General features: G+C 64.4%; 1 protein-coding gene (running past one end of the window). It reads left to right on the top strand.

Annotated features, from left to right (window positions below):
• Positions 1-20336: the 3' portion of a non-ribosomal peptide synthase/polyketide synthase gene (locus AB0H22_RS01920; RefSeq protein WP_358144406.1), read on the top strand. Its footprint begins 10759 nt before the window's first position; 20336 of the gene's 31095 nt are visible here — the last part of the coding sequence; its start codon lies off the left edge, out of view; it ends in the stop codon at positions 20334-20336.

Here is a 20336-nt window from a genome sequence, read left to right as displayed (position 1 = left end):
TGGAGTTGGCGCCGCACCAGGTGTGGACGCAATTCCACTCCTATGCCTTTGATTTCTCGGTATGGGAGATCTGGGGTGCGCTGCTGCACGGCGGGCGGCTCGTGGTAGTGCCGGACTTGGTGGCGCGCTCGCCGGCGGACTTCCACTCGCTATTGGTCGATGAGCGCGTGACGGTGCTGACCCAGACTCCGTCCGCTGTGGGTCTGCTCTCACCCGAGGGGCTGGAGTCGGTGGCCTTGGTAATCGGCGCGGAGCCCTGCCCGCCGGAATTGGTGGATCGGTGGGCACCCGGTCGGGTCATGGTCAACGTGTACGGCCCTACCGAAACCACGATGTGGGCGTGCAAGAGCGCGCCGCTGGAGGCGGGGTCCGGGTTCCCCCCGATCGGCTCACCGGTGTCGTGGGCGGCCTTCTTCGTGCTCGACGAGTGGTTGCATCCGATGCCCGCGGGGGTGGTCGGTGAGTTGTATCTGGCGGGTGCCGGGGTGGGTGCGGGTTATTGGCAACGTTCGGCGCTGACCGCATCGCGGTTTGTGGCTTGTCCCGCGGGAGTGCCAGGACAAAGGATGTATCGCACCGGAGACCTGGTGTGCTGGGGTCCCGATGGGCAGCTGCGGTACCTCGGTCGCGCCGATGAGCAGGTGAAGATCCGCGGCTATCGCATTGAGCTTGGTGAAATACAGTCTGCGCTTACCGATTTGGACGGTGTAGAGCAGGCAGCGGTCATCGCCCGCGAAGACGAACCCGGCGACAAGCGCCTGGTGGGGTATGTCACCGGGTCGGCCGATCCGGCCAAGACGCGTGCCGTGCTTGCCGATCGGCTTCCGGCCTACATGGTCCCGGCTGCGGTGGTGGTACTGGAGGCGCTACCGGTGACCGTCAACGGAAAGCTTGATATCCGAGCCCTGCCGGCGCCGGACTATCAACACGTCGATCACTACCGCGCCCCAACGAATCCAACAGAGGAGATCTTGGCGGGCATCTACGCGCAGGTGCTTGGTATCGACAGCGTGGGGATCGACGACTCGTTCTTCGATCTGGGTGGGGACTCACTGTCGACCATGCGATTGATCACGACGATCAACTCTGCACTGGAAGCTGATCTCGGTGTGCGCGCCGTTTTCGAAGCGCCCACGATTGCCCAGCTGGCACCCCGCGTCGGTATGGGGGTTGGTGGTCTGGAGCCGTTGTTGGCGGGGGAGCGGCCCGCCGCGATGCCGTTGTCGTTCGCTCAGAACCGGTTGTGGTTCATCGATCAGCTGCAGGGGCCCTCACCTCTTTACAACATGCCGGCGGCGCTGCGGCTGCGCGGGCACCTGGATACCGACGCGTTGGGTGCGGCGCTCGCCGATGTGGTGAGCCGCCACGAGAGTCTGCGCACCGTGTTTCCGGTGTGCGGGGGGATGCCGCAGCAGGTTGTGATTCCCGCGGAGCCGGCCGATTTCGGTTGGGACTTCGTGGATGCCGCCGGCTGGCCGGTAGGACAACTGGACGAGGCCGTCAAGGCCGCGACCCTCTACGCCTTTGACCTGGCGACCGAGATACCGATACGTGCAATGCTTTTCGGCGTAGGGCCGGACGAACACGTGCTGGTGATCGTGGTGCATCATATCGCCGCGGACGGCCTGTCGTTGGCTCCATTGAGTGCCGATTTGTGTGTTGCCTATGCCCGCAGGCGTGCGGGACAGGCGCCCGGATGGGCCGAGCTGTCGGTGCAGTACGCCGACTACACCCTGTGGCAGCGCGCGCAATTCGGCGATCTCGACGATACCGGCAGCCGCATCGGCGCGCAGCTGTCCTACTGGCAGGACGCCCTAGCCGGAATGCCGGAGCGCCTGCAGCTGCCCACCGATCGGCCCTACCCGCCGGTGGCCGATCAGCGCGGTGCCACGGTGCCGGTGGACTGGCCGGCGGAGTTGCAACAGCAGGTTCGGCGGCTAGCGCGCGAGCACAATGCGACCAGCTTCATGGTGGTGCAGGCCGCTCTCGCGGTGCTGCTCTCGAAGATCGGCGCTAACAACGATGTGGCAGTGGGATTTCCGATTGCAGGGCGACGAGACCCCGCACTCGATGAGCTGGTGGGCTTCTTCGTCAACACCCTGGTGTTGCGGGTCGATCTGGCCGGAGACCCCACCTTCGCGGAACTGTTGGCCCGGGTTCAGGCGCGCAGTCTGGCGGCCTTTGAGCATCAGGACGTACCGTTCGAGGTGCTGGTGGAGCGCCTCAACCCCGCCCGGAGCCTCACCCATCACCCGCTGGTTCAGACGATGTTGGCCTGGCAGAACTTCGCCGGGCACAATGATCCGGCCGCCGGTCTGGCGTTGGAGGGCCTTGAGGTTACATCCGTACCGCTGGAGACCCATTCGGCCCGTATGGATGTGGTATTCGCGCTGGCGGAACGCTGGAACGGAGCCGGTGATCCCGCTGGGATTGGCGGACACGTGGAGTTCCGCACCGACGTGTTCGACGTGCCGACTATCGAGACGTTGATCGGACGGTTGCAGCGGGTGTTGGCGGCGATGACCGCAGACCCGGGTCGCCGGTTGTCGTCGGTCGATCTGCTCGACGAGGCCGAACGTGTTCGGCTGGACAGACTGGGCAACCGAACGGCGCTGACGCGACCGGTGCCCGTGCTGCCGTCGATCCCGGCATTGTTCGCCGTGCAGGTGGCCCACACCCCGGGCGAGGCGGCAGTGGTGGGTGAGGGCCGGGCGATGACGTATCGCGAGCTGGATGAGGCTTCGAACCGATTGGCGCACTTCCTTATCGGTCAAGGAGTCCGACCCGGCGATCGGGTGGCGCTGGTGTTGACGCGTTCGGCCGAGGCCATCGCCGCGATCCTCGGGGTACTGAAAACCGGGGCGACGTACCTGCCGATCGACCCGGCATTGCCGACGGAGCGGATCGGGTTCATACTCGCCGACGCCGCACCGACGGCGGCGATCAGCACCGCCGCCCTGGCCGACCGTCTGGACGGACACGACGTGGTGGTTGTCGATATCAACGATCCCCAGATCGACGGTCAACCCGGCACAGTGCTGCCGACGCCGGACGCCGCCGACGTTGCCTATCTGATCTACACCTCGGGCACTACCGGTATACCCAAAGGCGTTGCAGTTACTCATCGTAATGTGACGCAGCTGCTGGAACACCTGGGTGCGGGCCTACCGTCGGCGGGGGTCTGGTCGCACAGTCACTCGTTGGCATTCGACGCCTCGGTGTGGGAGATCTTTGGTGCGTTGCTCCGTGGTGGGCGGGTGGTGGTGGTGCCCGATCCGGTGGCCCGCTCGCCGAAGGACTTCCACGCCGCGCTCGTTGCTCACGAGGTCAGCGTGTTGACGCAGACGCCGTCCGCGGCGGCGGTGCTGTCTCGGGAGGGGTTGGAGTCGGTATCGCTGGTGATGGCCGGTGAAGCCTGCCCGACGGAAGTGGTGGATCGGTGGGCACCGGGACGGGTGATGGTCAATGCCTACGGTCCGACCGAGACGGCTATGTGTGTGGCGATCAGCGCGCCCCTGATAGCGGAGTCGGGTGCCCCGCCTATCGGATTCCCGGTGCCGGGGGCAGCACTACTGGTGCTGGACGAGTCACTGCGGCAGGTACCGGCCGGGGTGGTCGGCGAGTTGTACGTGGCCGGCCACGGGGTGGCGGTGGGATATATCGGCCGCGCCGGTCTGACGACGTCGCGGTTTGTGGCCTGCCCCTTCGGAAAATTGGGCGATCGGATGTATCGCACCGGAGACCTGGTGCGTTGGCGTGCGGATGGTCAGCTCGACTACCTGGGCCGTGCCGACGAGCAGGTCAAGATCCGGGGGTATCGCATCGAGCTCGGTGAAATTCAGTCCGCGCTCACCGGTTTGGACGGCGTCGAGAACGCGGTCGTGATCGCCCGCGAGGACCAGGCCGGTGGCAGGAGACTGGTCGGCTACATCACCGGAACGGCCGATCCGGCCGAGGTGCGTACTGCGCTGGCGGTGAGGCTGCCTGCCTATATGGTTCCGGCCGTGGTAGTGGTGCTGGATGCGCTACCGCGCACACCGAACGGCAAACTCGACACCCGTGCCCTACCGGCACCCGAATACACCGCTGGCGAGTACCGTCCGCCGGAAGGCCCCGCCGAGGAGATCCTCACAGGTATCTACGCCCAGGTTCTCGGCGTCGAGCGCGTCGGGGTCGACGACTCGTTCTTCGATCTTGGTGGCGACAGTATTTCGGCAATGCGTCTGATCGCCGCGATCAACAACTGCCTGGGCGTTGGTCTTGCGGTCCGCACCGTTTTCGAAGCGCCCACCGTCGCGCAGTTGGCTCCGCGGATCGGTGAAGGTGTGGCGGGACCGGAGCCGGTGGTGTCGTGGGAGCGGCCCGCGGTGGTGCCGTTGTCGTTCGCGCAGAACCGATTATGGTTCCTGGATCAGTTGAACGGACCCTCACCGGTCTACAACATGGCCGTGACGTTGCGGCTGGATGGACCTCTTGATGCCGATGCGTTGGGTACGGCGCTTGCCGATGTGGTGTCCCGGCACGAGAGCCTGCGCACCCTCTTCACGGCACCCGAGGGGACACCGCGGCAGGTCGTGGTGTCGGCTGAGTTGGTCGACTTCGGTTGGAGTGTTGTCGATGTCGGCGGCTGGGCGGCCGACCGGCTCAGCGAGGCCATAGGTCTTGTGGCGCACCATACCTTCGATCTCGAAAACGAGATACCGCTGCGGGCGAAGCTTTTCCGTATCGCCAAAGACGAACACATGCTGGTGGCCGTGGTGCATCACATCGCCGCGGACGGGATGTCGATCACCCCGCTGGTTCGTGATCTAGGGGCGGCCTATGCAAGCCGGTGCGTCGGTTGCCCTCCTGGCTGGGCGCCGTTGGCGGTCCAATATGTCGACTACACCTTGTGGCAGCGCGCGCAGTTCGGAGATCTCGACGACGCCGCCAGCCCGATCGGTGCCCAGCTGGCCTACTGGCAGGATGCCCTGGCCGGAATGCCGGAGCGTCTACAGCTGCCCATCGACCGGCCGTACCCGCTGGTCGCGGATCAGTGTGGTGCCACGGTCGAGGTGGATTGGTCGGCGGAGTTGCAACAGCAGGTCGCTCGGGCGGCCCGTGAGCACAATGCGACCAGTTTCATGGTGATGCAGGCCGCGCTGGCGGTGCTGTTGTCGAAGATCGGAACCAATCCCGAGGTGGCGGTGGGTTTTCCGATCGCAGGCCGGCGCGATCCCACGCTCGATGAACTGGTCGGGTTCTTCGTCAACACCTTGGTGCTGCGGGTTGACGTCGCGGGAGATCCGACATTTACCGAGCTACTGACGCAGGTGCGGCGGCGGAGCCTGGCGGCTTTCGAGCATCAGGACGTGCCGTTCGAGGTGTTGGTGGAGCGGCTCAACCCGACCCGGTCACTGACGCATCACCCACTGGTGCAGGTGACGTTGGCCTGGCAGAACTTCGCCGGACACGATGATCCCGCGGCCGGGCTGTCCCTGGGGGATGTTCTCGTCACGCCGCTACCAGTCGATACTCACACCGCACGAATGGATTTGGTGATATCGCTCGGCGAACGCTGGAGTGATGCCGGTGATCCCGCCGGGATCGGTGGGACGGTCGAGTTCCGTACCGATGTGTTCGACGCGCGAACCATCGAGGCGTTGGTGGGACGGTTGCAACGGGTGTTGCTGGACATGACCGCCGAGCCGGCCCGGCGGTTGTCGTCGGTGGACGTGCTCGACGATGCCGAGCACACGCACCTGGACGCGATCGGGAACCGGGCAGTGTTGACGGAGCTGCTGGGTGCACCCGTATCGGTTCCGGAGTTGTTCGCCACGCAGGTAGCCCGCATTCCGAATGCGGTGGCGCTGACCTCTGGGGGTCGGTCCATGACATACCGCGACCTCGATGAGGCATCGAATCGATTGGCACACGTGCTGATTGGTCGAGGTGTTGGGTCGGGGCAGTGTGTGGCGCTGTTGTTGTCGCGTTCGGCCGAGGCCATTGTGGCGATGTTCGCGGTGCTAAAGACCGGTGCGGCGTATCTGCCGATCGACCCCGCGCTGCCGGATGATCGGATCGGGTTCATGCTCACGAATGCCGCTCCGGTCGCCGCGGTAACCACCGCCGAGCTGGCCGCCCGGATCTATGGCCACAAGGCAGCGGTCGTCGACGTGCACGACCCCGCCCTGGGTGCCGAGCTGAGCAGTCCGCTACCGGTACCGGACCCCGATGATATCGCCTACCTGATATACACATCGGGCACCACCGGCGTACCGAAAGGCGTTGCCATTGCGCACCGCAACGTGACTCGGCTGATGGAGACACTGGATTTCGGCTTCCTGCCGGCGGAAGTGTGGTCGCAGAGTCACTCGCTGGCGTTCGACATTTCGGCGTGGGAGATCTTCTGCCCGCTGTTACGTGGTGGGCGACTGGTGGTGGTCCCCGAAGAGCTGACACATTCCCCGGAACAGTTCCACGCCTTACTGGTTGCCGAAAAGGTCACTGTGCTGACTCAGACCCCGTCTGCCGTGTCGGTGCTCTCGTGTGAGGGATTGGAGTCGGTATCGCTGATAGTGGCCGGTGAGGCATGTCCGGCCGAGGTGGTGGACCGGTGGGCGCCGGGCCGGGTGATGATCAATGCCTACGGCCCCAGCGAGACGACGATAGCTGTGACGGTTAGTGCGCCGCTGAAAGCTGGGTCCTCGGGTGTGGTTCCGATCGGTGCGCCGGTCCGGAGCGCAGCATTGTTTGTGCTGGACGGGTCGTTACGGTCGGTGCCTGTCGGGGTGATCGGTGAGCTGTATGCGGCCGGCGCCGGAGTGGGCTGCGGATATATCGGCCGCGGTGGTCTTACCGCATCGCGGTTCGTGGCCTGTCCGTTCGTCGGCACAGGAGCGCCAGGACAGCGGATGTATCGGACCGGGGATCTGGTGCGCTGGCGCGCCGATGGACAGTTGGACTATCTGGGCCGTGCCGATGAGCAGGTCAAGGTTCGTGGGCATCGCATCGAGCTGGGTGAAATCCAGTCTGCTCTCAGCGAACTGGATGGGGTAGAGACAGCGGTGGTCATCGCCCGCGAAGACCGTCCGGGCGACAGACGCCTTGTCGGCTACATCACCGGCACCGCGGATCCGGCCGAAGCGCGTGCCGCGCTGGCCGACCTGCTGCCCGCCTACATGGTGCCGGCGGCGGTGGTGGCGTTGGAGGCGTTACCGTTGACAGCCAATAGCAAGCTCGATATCCGTGCCCTTCCCGCGCCGAACTATCACGACGTGGACCGCTATCGCGCACCGGGCAACGCGGTCGAGGAAATCTTGGCCGGTATCTACGCCCAGGTCCTCGGGCTTGAACGGGTCAGCGTCGACGAGTCCTTCTTCGAGCTTGGCGGGGACAGCATTTCGTCGATGCAGGTGGTGACGCGAGCGCGCGCCGCCGGGCTGACGTGTCGACCGCGGGACATCTTCGTCGAACAGAACGTCGCCCGGTTGGCTCGCGTGGTCGAAGTGGCAGAGGGGCCGGTAGGTCCGATCGATGAGGGTGTCGGCGCGGTGTGGGCCACCCCGATCATGCACTGGCTGTGGGCCTCCGAGGGCCCGATCGACGAGTTCAACCAGACGATGCTGGTGCAGGCTCCGTCTGGGGTCGGTGCGGCCGATGTGCTGATCGTGTTGCAGGCCTTGCTGAATCGGCACGCCATGTTGCGCCTGCGCGTTGATCCTGGCGAGAACGGCTGGTCGTTGACGGTGCCAGAGGTGGGATCGGTGGATGCTCGCGGCTGCTTGCAGTCGGTGGACGAGCTATCCGATGATGCTGTAGTACAGGCACGTTCGCGGTTGAACCCGCAGGCCGGTGCGATGCTCAGTGCGCTATGGGTTGCCTCCACCGGCCAGCTGGTGGTCATCATCCACCATCTAGCGGTAGACGCGGTGTCCTGGCGGATCTTATTGGAGGACCTGAACATTGCGTGGGTGCGGCATCGCGCCGGCCAGCCGGTGGTATTGCCAGCCGCAGGCACATCATTCGCTCAATGGTCCTCGCTGTTGACCGAGCGGGCGAGCAGTTCGGAAATCGTTGACCAAGTGGGTATCTGGAATGCGGTGGCGAGCACTCCGGCCGCGCTGCCTGCGGTGCGTCCCGGCACGGACACCTTTGTCACCGCCGGGCACCACGCCGCCGAGTTGGACGCCGAGACCACCAGCATGCTGCTCGGTGAGGTGCCCGCGGCGTTCCATGCCGGGATACACGAGATCCTCTTGATCGCTTTCGCGCTGGCCACAGCGGAATTTGTGGAAACCGGCACGGCGGTGGGCATCGACGTTGAGGGCCACGGGCGGCAGGAGGAACTCGCCGCGGGTGTCGACCTGTCGCGCACCGTCGGGTGGTTCACCACCAAATATCCGGTATCGCTTGCAGTTTCCGGTCTCGACTGGGCACACATCGTCTCCGGGCAGGCCGCACTGGGCACCGTGATCAAGGACGCCAAAGAGCAGCTTCGCGCGCTCCCAGAACCGCTTACCTATGGATTGCTGCGCTACCTGAACACCGACGTCGACCTGGAGGGCGCGGACCCGACGATCGGGTTCAACTATCTCGGACGCCAGGGCCGCGCGGCAGAACTCTCCGAGGAGCTGTGGCGGCCCGGGCCGCAAGGCGGGTCTGCCACCACTGCGGCGGCCGCGATATCCATGCCGCTGCTGCACACCGTGGAACTCAACGCGGTCACCATCGACACCGACACAGGCCCGCGGTTACACGCCAATTGGACGTGGGCGCCATCTGTTCTCGGTCGCGCACAGATCGGTCGGCTGAGCGGGCTATGGTTCGAGGCCCTGACCGGAATCTGCGCCCATGTGCGCTCCGGTGGGGGCGGATTGACCCCATCGGATATCGCACCGGCCCGTCTGAGTCAGCGACAGATCGACGAGCTTGCGGGGCGATACCGCATTGCCGACATACTGGCGCTGACCCCGGTACAGCAGGGCCTGCTCTTCCATGCCAACACCGCGGCGGGGAGCGATGATCTGTATGCGGGACAGCTGGATTTCACCCTGACCGGTCCCCTTGACGCCGGACGCCTGCACGATGCGGTGCAGACGATGATCACCCGGCATCCGCATCTCGTAGCACGATTCTGCGATCAGTTCGACGAGCCGGTTCAGGTCATCCCGGCCGATCCCGCAGTGCCCTGGGAATACGTCGAGCTCGACGGCGATGTCGATGACAGGATTCAACGGTTGTGCGCCGACGAGCGCGCCGCGGTGTGCGATCTGGGTAACCGGTCGGCCTTCAGAGTGGCGTTGATCCGCACCGCAGCCGATCGGCATCGGCTCGTGCTAACCAACCATCACATCGTCCTCGACGGCTGGTCACTGCCAATCCTGTTGGGGGAGATATTCGCCGGGTACTACGGGCAACGGTTATCCCCGCCTGCGCCCTATCGCAGCTTTGTCACCTGGCTCGACGCCAGGGATCGCGACGGCGCGCGCGCGGCGTGGCGTCAGGTGCTGGCCGGCTTTGACAGTCCGACGCTGGTAGGTCCCCAGGATCGGGTCAAGCTCGGAGCGCGAAGGGCCGAATTGGTTCAGTTGTCTGCCGAGCTCTCGCGAGCTGTCGGTGAGCTCGCGCGTTCGTATCACACGACCGTCAACGTCGTGTTGCAGGCCGCTTTCGCGCAGCTCTTGTGCTGGATGACCGGTCAGCATGATGTCGTGTTCGGGACCACGGTCTCGGGTAGGCCTCCCGAGGTGCCGGGCGCCGAATCGATGGTTGGTCTGATGATCAACACCGTACCGGTGCGCGCCGATATCACCGCGACGACCACCACTGCGGATCTGTTGGCACAGTTGCAGAACACTCATAACGACACACTTGAGCATGAGCACCTGGCGCTCAACGAGATTCACCGTATTACCGGTCAGGAGAAGCTGTTCGACACCCTGTTCGCCTTCGAGAACTATCCGATCGACGCTGCCGCGCTGGCGGGCGAGCACGAGCTGGACATCACCGATATCGGCAGCCGCGAATCCACGCACTATCCGCTGACGTTCCAAGCGCAGCCGGGTCCGCAGCTCGGCCTCCGCGTCGAATACGACACCGAGGTATTCGATCCGGACCACATTGAAACCTTGGTCGAGCGCTTCCAGCGGGCGCTGGTGGCCATGACCGCCGACCCGGAACGACGATTCTCGTCTATGGATGTATTGGACGAAGCCGAACACACGCAGCTGGACGGTTGGGGCGACCGAGCGGTGTTATCGAAGTCGGCGACCGGAGTATCGATCCCAACCCTGTTCGGAGAGCAAGTGGCCCGCATCCCGGACGCGGTCGCGATCACCTTTCAGGACCGGTCCATGACCTACCGCGAGCTGGATGAGGAAGCAAACCGGTTGGCGCACTTACTGATGGGCCACGGCGCCGGTCCGGGAAAGTGTGTCGCACTGCTGTTTCCCCGCTCGGCCGAGGCCATCGTCGCGATCCTGGCCGTGCTCAAGACCGGGGCGGCGTATCTGCCGATCGATCCTGGGCATCCGCCGGCCCGGGTCGAGTTCATGGTGGAGGATGCTGGACCGATCGCCGTGATCACTACGGCGGAGCTGGTAGACCGGTTCGTCGGGTGCACCCTATCGGTCGTCGATATCGAGGATCCCGCTGTACGCACCCAATCATGCATGGCGCCAACGGAGCCGGTGCCCGACGATCTTGCGCACATCATCTACACATCGGGCACGACGGGTGTCCCCAAGGGGATGGCAGTCACGCACGACAATGTGACTCGAATGTTCGACGCGGCTTCCGTCGGCGTGGAATTGGCGCCGCACCAGGTGTGGGCGCAGGTCCATTCCTACGCCTTCGACTTTTCGGTGTGGGAGATCTGGGGTGCGCTGCTGCACGGCGGGCGGCTGGTGGTGGTGCCCGAGTCGGTGGCCCGTTCTCCGAAGGACTTCCACGCCTTGTTGGTCGCCGAGAAGGTCACGGTGGTCAGCCAGACTCCTTCGGCGGTGCGGATGCTATCTCCGGAAGGGTTGGAGTCGGTGGCGCTGGTGGTCGGTGCGGAACCCGTTCCGTCCGAGCTGGTGGATCGGTGGGCCGCCGGCCGGACGATGGTCAACGGCTACGGACCCACCGAGACAACGATATTTGCGTCGATCAGTGCGCCCTTGAATTCGGGCTCGGGTACTCCTCCGATCGGCTCCCCGGTACCTGGAGCGTCGTTGTTCGTGCTCGACGGCTGGTTGCGGCCGGTGTCGGTCGGAGTGATCGGCGAGTTGTATGTGGCGGGTCGCGGTGTCGGGGTCGGATACGTGAGTCGGGCCCCGCTTACCGCGTCGCGGTTTGTGGGCTGCCCGTTCGTCGGCGCGGGAGCGCCAGGACAACGGATGTATCGCACCGGAGATCTGGTGCGCTGGGATACCGATGGGCAGCTGCACTACGTGGGCCGAGCCGACGAGCAGGTCAAGATCCGCGGGTATCGCATCGAGCTGGGTGAAATCCAATCCGCTCTAGCCGAGTTGGATGGGGTGGAGGCGGCGGAGGTGATCGTCCGGGAGGACCGTCCCGGCGAGAAACGGTTGGTCGGTTATCTGACAGGGTCGGCCGATCCGGTCGCGGTACGTGCCTTGCTGGCCGAGCGGCTGCCCGCCTATATGGTGCCGGCGGCGGTGGTGGTGCTGGAGGCACTGCCGCTCACACCCAATGGCAAGCTCGACAAGCGGGCCTTACCGGCACCCGAATACACCGCCGGTGCCTACCGTGGCCCTACCAGCCCGACGGAGGAGATCCTTACCGGTATCTACGCTCACGTACTCGGTGTTCAGCGTGTTGGAGTCGACGAATCGTTCTTCGACCTTGGCGGCGACAGTATTTCGGCGATGCGCCTGATCGCGGCGGTCAACACCGCCCTTGATGGCGATCTTCCGGTCCGCACGATTTTCGAGGCGCCCACAGTTGCCCAGTTGGCGCCGCGGATCGGTGAGGGCGCGGGCGGTCTGGAACCGTTGGTAGCCGGCCCGCGGCCCGCGGTGGTGCCGTTGTCGTTCTCCCAGAATCGGTTGTGGCTTGTCGACCAGTTGCAGGGGCCCTCACCGGTTTACAACATCGCGGCCGCGATGCGCCTGAATGGACCTCTTGATTCGGAGGCGTTGGGCACTGCGCTCGCCGATGTGGTGGCCCGCCATGAGAGCCTGCGTACCTTGTTCGCCGCGCCAGGCGGAACGCCACAACAGGTGGTGATCCCGGTCGATCGTGCCGATTTCGGTTGGGAGGCCGTTGATGCCACTGGGTGGTCTGCCAGCAGGCTGAGTGAAGCGGTCGGCAAGGTGGCCTCCCACGCGTTTGCTCTGGAGTCCGAGATTCCGTTGCGGGCCCGGCTTTTCCGTATCGCCGAGGACGAACATGTGCTGGCGGCGGTGGTGCACCACATCGCGGCCGATGGTTGGTCGTTCACCCCGCTGGTGCGCGATGTCGGGGTGGCGTACGCAGGTCGGTGTGTAGGACAGGCCCCGGACTGGGAGCCACTGGCGGTGCAGTATGTCGATTACACCTTGTGGCAGCGTGCTCAGTTCGGTGAGATCGACGACCGCGGCAGCCGGATGGCCGCGCAGCTTGCCTATTGGGAAGAGGCCCTGGCGGGTATGCCCGACCGGTTACAGCTGCCTACCGACCGGCCCTACCCGCTCGTGGCTGATCAGCGCGGTGCCACGGTGGAGATCAGCTGGCCGGCCGAGCTGCAGCAACGGGTCGCTCGCGTGGCTCGCGACCACAATGCGACCAACTTCATGGTGATACAGACCGCTCTGGCAGTGCTGCTTTCGAAGATCAGCACCGGTGACGATGTCGCGGTGGGCTTTCCGATCGCCGGGCGGCGTGATCCCGCGCTCGACGAACTGGTCGGATTCTTCGTCAACACCTTGGTGCTCCGCGTCGATATGGCCGGGGACCCGACCTTCGTCGAGCTGCTTGCCCAGGTGCGCCAGCGCAGTCTGGCTGCCTTCGAGAACCAAGATGTGCCTTTCGAATTGCTGGTGGAGCGGCTCAACCCAACCCGATCGCTCGGTCATCATCCGCTGGTTCAGGTGATGTTGGCCTGGCAGAATCTCCCGGGGAACTCCGCCGATCCGGCTGCTGGGCTCTCTCTGGGAGACGTTCAGGTCACCCCGCTACCGACGGACACCCAGTCGGCTCGGATGGATCTGACATTCTCGCTATCCGAACGGTGGAGTGAGGATGGCGATTCCGCCGGAATCGGCGGCAGGGTGGAATATCGCACCGATGTCTTCGACCCTGCTGGAATCCAGCTGCTCACCGATCGTCTGCAGCGGGTACTGATGGCCCTGACAGTAGATCCCACGCGGGTGTTGTCCTCGGTGGATCTGCTCGACGAATCTGAACACGCCCGGCTGGATGAGATCGGGAATCGGGCCGTGTTGGCCGAACCCTCGATCTCGGTGTCCATCTCGGCGCTCTTTGCCGAACAGGCGACCCGCACCCCGTCTTCGGTGGCCGTGACCCACCAGGGCCGGTCCATGACCTACCGTCAGCTCGACGAGGCATCGAACCGATTGGCGCACTGGCTTGTTCGCCACGGGTCGGGCCCGGGACGTTGCGCGGCATTGATGTTGCCGCGTTCAGCCGAGGCCATCGTGGCGATCCTCGCGGTGCTGAAGACAGGGGCGTCGTATTTGCCGATCGACCCGGCGCTGCCAACTTCCCGCATCGCATTCATGCTCGAGGATGCGGGGCCGGTAGCGGTGCTCAGCAATGCTGATCTGGCGGACCGGCTCGACGGCCATGGCGTGGCGGTCATGAACGTCGACGATCCCGCCGTGGGCATGCAGCCCTGCACCGATCTACCCGCACCGGCGCCGGATGACATCGCGTATTTGATCTACACCTCGGGCACCACCGGTGTGCCCAAAGGCGTTGCGGTCACTCACCAGAATGTGACCCAGCTGTTGGCATCGACCAGTGTGCGGCTGCCCCACACTGGGGTGTGGTCGCAGTGGCACTCGTTGGCGTTCGACGTGTCGGTGGCGGAGATCTTCGGCGCGCTGTTGCACGGTGGGCGGCTGGTGGTGGTGCCCGAGGAGGTGGCACGCTCGGCCGAGGAGTTCCACGCCCTACTTGTGGCTGAACGGGTCAGCGTCTTGAGTCAAACCCCTTCCGCAGCGGGAATGCTCACCACCGAGGGCTTGGAGTCGGTGGCCTTGGTAGTCGCCGGTGAGGCGTGTCCCGCGGAGCTTATGGACCGCTGGGGTCCGGGACGGGTGATGGTCAACGCCTACGGGCCCACAGAGGCCACCATTTATGCGGCGGTCAGCGCGTCCCTGCAAGCGGAGTCGGCGGGAGCCCATGGCGCGCCGATCGGGTCGCCGGTACCAGGTGCGGCGTTGTTCGTGCTGGACAGATCGTTGTGCCCGGCGCCGGCCGGAGTGGTCGGCGAGCTGTATGTGGCAGGGGCGGGTGTGGGAGTCGGGTATTGGCGTCGTGCCGGGTTGACGGCCTCGCGATTCGTGGCGTGCCCGTTCGGCGGAGCCGGGATGCGCATGTATCGCACCGGGGATCTGGTGCGCTGGCGCGTGGACGGGCAGCTGGACTATCTGGGCCGCACCGACGAACAGGTCAAAATCCGCGGGTACCGCATCGAGCTCGGCGAAATCCAGTCTGCCCTGGCGAATCTGGACGGAGTAGAGGCGGCGGTGGTGATCGCCCGCGAGGACCGCCCAGGTGACAAACGGCTTGTCGGCTACATCACGGGAACGGCGCGCTCGGACGAGGCGCGCGCCGCCCTGTCGGAGAGGCTGCCGATTTACATGATTCCCGCCGCAGTGGTGGCGCTCGATGCCCTGCCACTCACTCCCAACGGCAAGCTCGACAAACGAGCTCTGCCCGCTCCCGAGTACCGCGTCGGCGAGTACCGCGCCCCGGAAAGCCCCGTCGAGGAGCTCCTGGCCGGCATCTACGCCCAGGTCCTCGGGCTTGGACAGGTCAGCACGGACGAGTCGTTCTTCGAGCTCGGCGGGGACAGCATCTTGTCGATGCAGGTGGTCGCGCGAGCACGCGCCGCCGGCTTGACATGTCGGCCGCGGGACATCTTCGTCGAACAGACCGTCGCTCGGCTCGCTCGAGTCGTCGCGATCGCGGACGGTTCGGATAGGCCGATCGATGAGGGCGTCGGGAAGCTGAACGCGACTCCGATCATGCATTGGTTACAGGGCGTGAACGGCCCGGTGGATCAGTTTAATCAGACGATGGTCGTGCAGGCCCCGGCCGGGGTTGGCGCTGCCGACGTGGCGATCGTGTTGCAGGCCTTGTTGAATCGTCATGCCATGTTGCGGCTCCGTGTTGGCCGTGACGAACCCGCCTCGTCGCTCTCGGTGCCCGAGGTGGGTTCGGTGGATGCTCACGACTGTCTACAGTCGGTCGATGAGTTGACCGAAGAGGCGGTGGTACAGGCGCGGTCGCGGTTGAACCCGCAGCGCGGTGTGATGCTCAGTGCGCTGTGGATCGAGGCCACCGGTGAGCTGGTGGTGATCATCCACCACCTGGCCGTCGATGCGGTGTCCTGGCTGATTCTGGTGGAGGACTTGAACATCGCGTGGTCCCAGCTTCGTGATGGGCGCCCGGTGGTGTTGCCCGCGGGTGGAATGTCATTCGCGCGCTGGGCCGAGCTTCTCGGCGAGCACGCACGTACGCCGGAAGTTGTGGCCCAGAATAAGGTTTGGCAACGGGTCGCGGCCACGCCGGCGGTATTCCCTGCGGGGCAACCCGCTATCGATACCTATGCCAACGCCGGTCGCTTGTCGGTCACATTCGATGATCTCGAGACGACCCGGGCGCTTCTGGCTGAGGTGCCCATAGCGTTTCATGCTCGGATACAAGAGATTCTGTTGATTGCTTTGGCTTTGGCGGTGGCGGAATTTTCTGGCAACAACGGTGCCGCGATCGGCATCGATATCGAGGGGCATGGGCGCGCTGAAGAACTGGGTGAGGCTGTTGATCTGTCGCGTACCGTGGGGTGGTTCACCACCAAATATCCAGTGTCGCTGTTGGTTTCCAGGCTGGATTGGACGCAGGTCGGTGCGGGTGAGGCAGCACTCGGGGCGGTGATCAAGGACGCGAAGGAGCAGCTTCGCGCGCACCCCGATGGTCTGACCTACGGGGCGCTGCGCTATCTGAACGCCGACGTCGACCTGGAGGGAGCGGACCCGACGATCGGATTCAACTACTTTGGCCGTCAGGGCACATCGGGAACCGACTTGGCCGGCGAGGGCTGGCGGATATGCCGGGACGGAGCATCGTTCGTCAATGCGGCCATGGCGATACCGATGCCACTGATGCACTCTCTTGATATCAATGCGGTCACCATCGATAACAAGGACGGCCCGCACCTACACGTCGACTGGACATGGGCACCTTCGGTTCTCGACGAAGGTCAGGTACGGCGGCTGAGCCGGTTGTGGTTCGAGGCGCTGGCCGGTATCTGCACGCTTGTGCGCTCGGGCGGGGGCGGGTTGACGCCATCGGATATCGCACCGGCCCGCCTCGGACAGCACCAGATCGACGATCTCGCGCGGCGGTACCGAATCGCTGACGTTTTGCCGTTGACACCCCTGCAGCAGGGGCTGCTCTTCCACGCCAACGCCGTGCGGGGCAGCGGCGATCTGTACGCGGTGCAGATGGACATCGGGCTGAGCGGTCCGCTCGACCAGCGTCGCCTGCGCACCGCGATACAGGCAGTCACCGCCCGCCACCCCAATCTGGTGGCCCGATTCTGTGACCAGTTCGACGAGCCGGTGCAGATCATCCCGGCGGATCCTGTAATGGCATGGCGCTTGGTTGATCTCGTCGGCGATATCGGCCCCGATATCGATGGGCAGGTTCAACAGGTGTGCGCGGCAGAGCGCGCCGCGGTGTGCGATCTCGCCGACCAACCGGCGTTCAGGGTCGCGTTGATTCGTATCGCAGCCGACCGGCATCGGCTCGTGCTCACCAACCATCACATCGTCCTCGATGGTTGGTCGATGCCGATCCTGCTGGGTGAGATATTCGCCGGCTATTACGGACAGCGGTTACCCGTGGCGGCGCCCTACCGCAGCTTTGTGTCCTGGCTGGCCGCACGTGATGTCGATGCCGCACGGGCGGCCTGGGGTGAGGTGTTCGCGGACTTTGACACCCCCACCCTGGTGAACCCGCAGCGCAGATTGGGAAGGGGCGCGCGGGGCGTTCGATCTTTCGAGATACCCGCCGAGACCATCCAGTCCGTCGGCGCGCTGGCACGTTCGTCTCGAACGACCGTCAACACGGTGTTGCAGGCAGCCTGGGCGCTCGTGCTGACCTCGCTGACCGGGCAGAGCGATATCGCCTTCGGTACCACGGTCTCCGGTAGGCCGGCCGAGGTGCCGGGCGCGGAATCGATGGTCGGACTGTTGATCAACACGGTGCCGGTGCGTGCCAATATCACCGCGACAACAACCACCGGCGACCTACTGGCCCAGCTCCAGGGTGCATACAACCGCACATTGGAGCACCAGCACCTCATACTCAACGAGATCCATCGCGTCACCGGCCACGATCAACTCTTCGACACACTCTTCGCCTTTGAGAACTATCCGACCGATACCGGGGTGGCGCTGGCCGACCAGGAGTTCGCCATCACCGATGTCATCAGTCGGGAATCCACCCATTACCCATTGACGGTGCAAGCACAGCCCGGGCGCGAGCTGAGACTCCGAGTCGAGTACGACACCGATGTCCTCGACTCGGACAGCATCGAATCGGTGATCGATCGTCTGCAGCGAGCGCTAGAGGTGATGACCACAGACCCGGGACGCCAGCTGTCGTCACTGGATCTGCTCGATGACGCTGAACATGCTCGTCTGGATGAGGTTGGGAACCGGGCGGTGTTGACCCGGCCGGGGAGTGCGCATATGTCTGTTCCGGGACTATTCGCTCAGCACGTGGCCCGAATCCCGGATGCGGTGGCGGTGACGTTCGAGGGCCGATCGGTGACCTACCGTGAGCTCGATGGGGCGTCGAATCGTTTGGCACACTTGCTCATTGATCGTGGTGTCGGCCCGGGGCAGACTGTGGCGCTTTTGCTGTCGCGATCGGCTAAGGCGATCGCGGCGATGTTGGCGGTACTGAAAACCGGAGCGGCGTATCTGCCCATCGACCAGGCGTTGCCGGCGGAGCGGATTGGGTTCATGCTTGCCGATGCCGCGCCGGTGGCGGTGATCACCTCGCTGGATCTCCGGTCTCGGCTGGACCGTCATGACCTGGACGGTCAGGACAAGGTGATTATCGATATCGACGATCTCGCCGTATACATCCAACCCGGCACGCCGCTGCCGTGGCCGGATCCGGATGATGTTGCGTACTTGATCTATACCTCAGGCACTACAGGAGTCCCCAAAGGTGTTGCGATAACTCATCATAACCTGACTCAGCTATTGGAGTCGCTGGATGCTGGTCTGCCGGACGAGGGGGTCTGGTCGCAGAGTCATTCGTATTCCTTTGACTTTTCGGTGTGGGAGATCTGGGGTTCGTTGCTGCGAGGTGGGCGGCTGGTGGTGGTGCCCGACTCGGTGGTGCATTCGCCGGAAGACTTCCACGCCTTACTGATAGCCGAAAAGGTCGGCGTACTTTGTCAGACCCCGTCGGCGGCGGGCGCGCTCTCTTCGGAGGGGCTGGAGTCGGTGGCGTTGGTGATCGGCGCGGAGTCTTGCCCGTCGGATTTGGTAGACCGATGGGCGCCGGGGCGGGTGATGATCAATGCCTACGGCCCCACTGAGACCACGATATGTGCCTCGGTGAGTGCGGGATTGGCCGCGGGGGCGGGTGTGGTGCCCATCGGGTCACCGGTGCCGGGTACGGCGTTGTTTGTGCTGGATGGGTGGTTGCGGCCGGTACCGGCCGGCGTTGTCGGCGAGTTGTATGTGGCGGGCCGCGGCGTGGGGCCCGGGTACGTGCATCGGTCCGGGTTGACCGCATCGCGATTTGTGGCGTGCCCGTTTGGGGAATCCGACTCGCGGATGTATCGCACCGGAGACGTGGTGCGCTGGCGCACCGATGGGCAGCTGCAATACATGGGCCGCGCCGATGAACAGGTCAAGATCCGGGGATACCGCATCGAACTCGGCGAAATCCAGTCTGCGCTAGCAGAATTGGACGGGGTGGAGCAGGCGGTCGTGATCGCCCGTGAAGACCTACCCGCGGGCAAGCGGTTGGTGGGTTATGTCACCGGGTCGGCGGATCCGGCAGAGGTTCGCGCCCAACTGGGTGCACGGTTGCCGGCGTATATGGTCCCGGCTGCGGTGGTAGGCCTCGAGGCATTGCCGTTGACGGTCAACGGCAAGCTCGACATTCGCGCCCTACCGGCACCCGAATACATCACCGGTCAGTACCGCGCGCCGAAAGGCCCCACGGAGGAGATCCTGGCGGGTATCTACGCCCGCGTTCTTGGTGTCGAACGTGTTGGGGTCGAGGATTCCTTCTTCGACCTTGGTGGCGACAGCATTTCAGCGATGCGCCTGGTCGCCGCGATCAACACCGCGCTCGATACCGATCTTCCGGTGCCCGTCGTATTCGAGGCGCCCACCGTCAGAAGCTTGAGTCAGCGGCTGAGAGTGGCCGCCGGCCATGTGCCGGTAATAGTTCCCGTTCAGACCTTGCACGAAGGATCCGGTGTTCCGCTGTTCTGCATTCATCCTGCGGGAGGTATGAGCTGGCCATATCACGTTTTTGGTAATTATCTGGACTGCCCGATCATCGGAATTCAACAAGTACCGGAACAACTTTCGTCAATCCACGAGATGGCGATGGTCTACGCAGACAGGATTGAAGAGGCGTTTCCTGCGGGGCCCTACAACCTTCTTGGCTGGTCTTTCGGAGGGGTGGTCGCTCACGAAGTCGCCATCGAGCTTCAGCGGCGCGGACGCGTAATCTCACGCCTCGTCCTTCTCGATGCGCAACCCGTGATCGATGACGCCGTTATATCGGAGGTGTCCGACAAGTATGAGTCGCAGAATAACGAGCAGATAGCAGAGCTACTTCGGGAATCAGGACTATCCGATTTTGCTCAATCCAAACAAGTATTCGACTTGCTCGTTGAAAATGCCGATAAGAACATAGCGCGATACCGAATTCACCGGCCAGGTGTGTTTGAGGGTGACGTGACCATATTCTCGGCAGAGCGGAGTCGGGCCGATCGCAGGTTATTCCTGTCGCAATCCTGGGCGCCGCATGCCTCCCGCACGGTGATCGTCGAATCGATTGACTGCACACACGATGAGATGCTGACCAACGAATCCGCCGGCATGTATGGGCAACGACTTTGGCACCTACTAAAGCCGTGA

Origin of the sequence: Mycobacterium sp. NPDC050853, from assembly GCF_040653875.1 — a bacterium.
In the GTDB taxonomy this organism is placed as follows: Bacteria; Actinomycetota; Actinomycetes; order Mycobacteriales; family Mycobacteriaceae; genus Mycobacterium.
The sequence above is the reverse complement of the archived record's forward strand: the minus strand, read 5'-3'. Positions and strand labels throughout refer to the sequence as shown.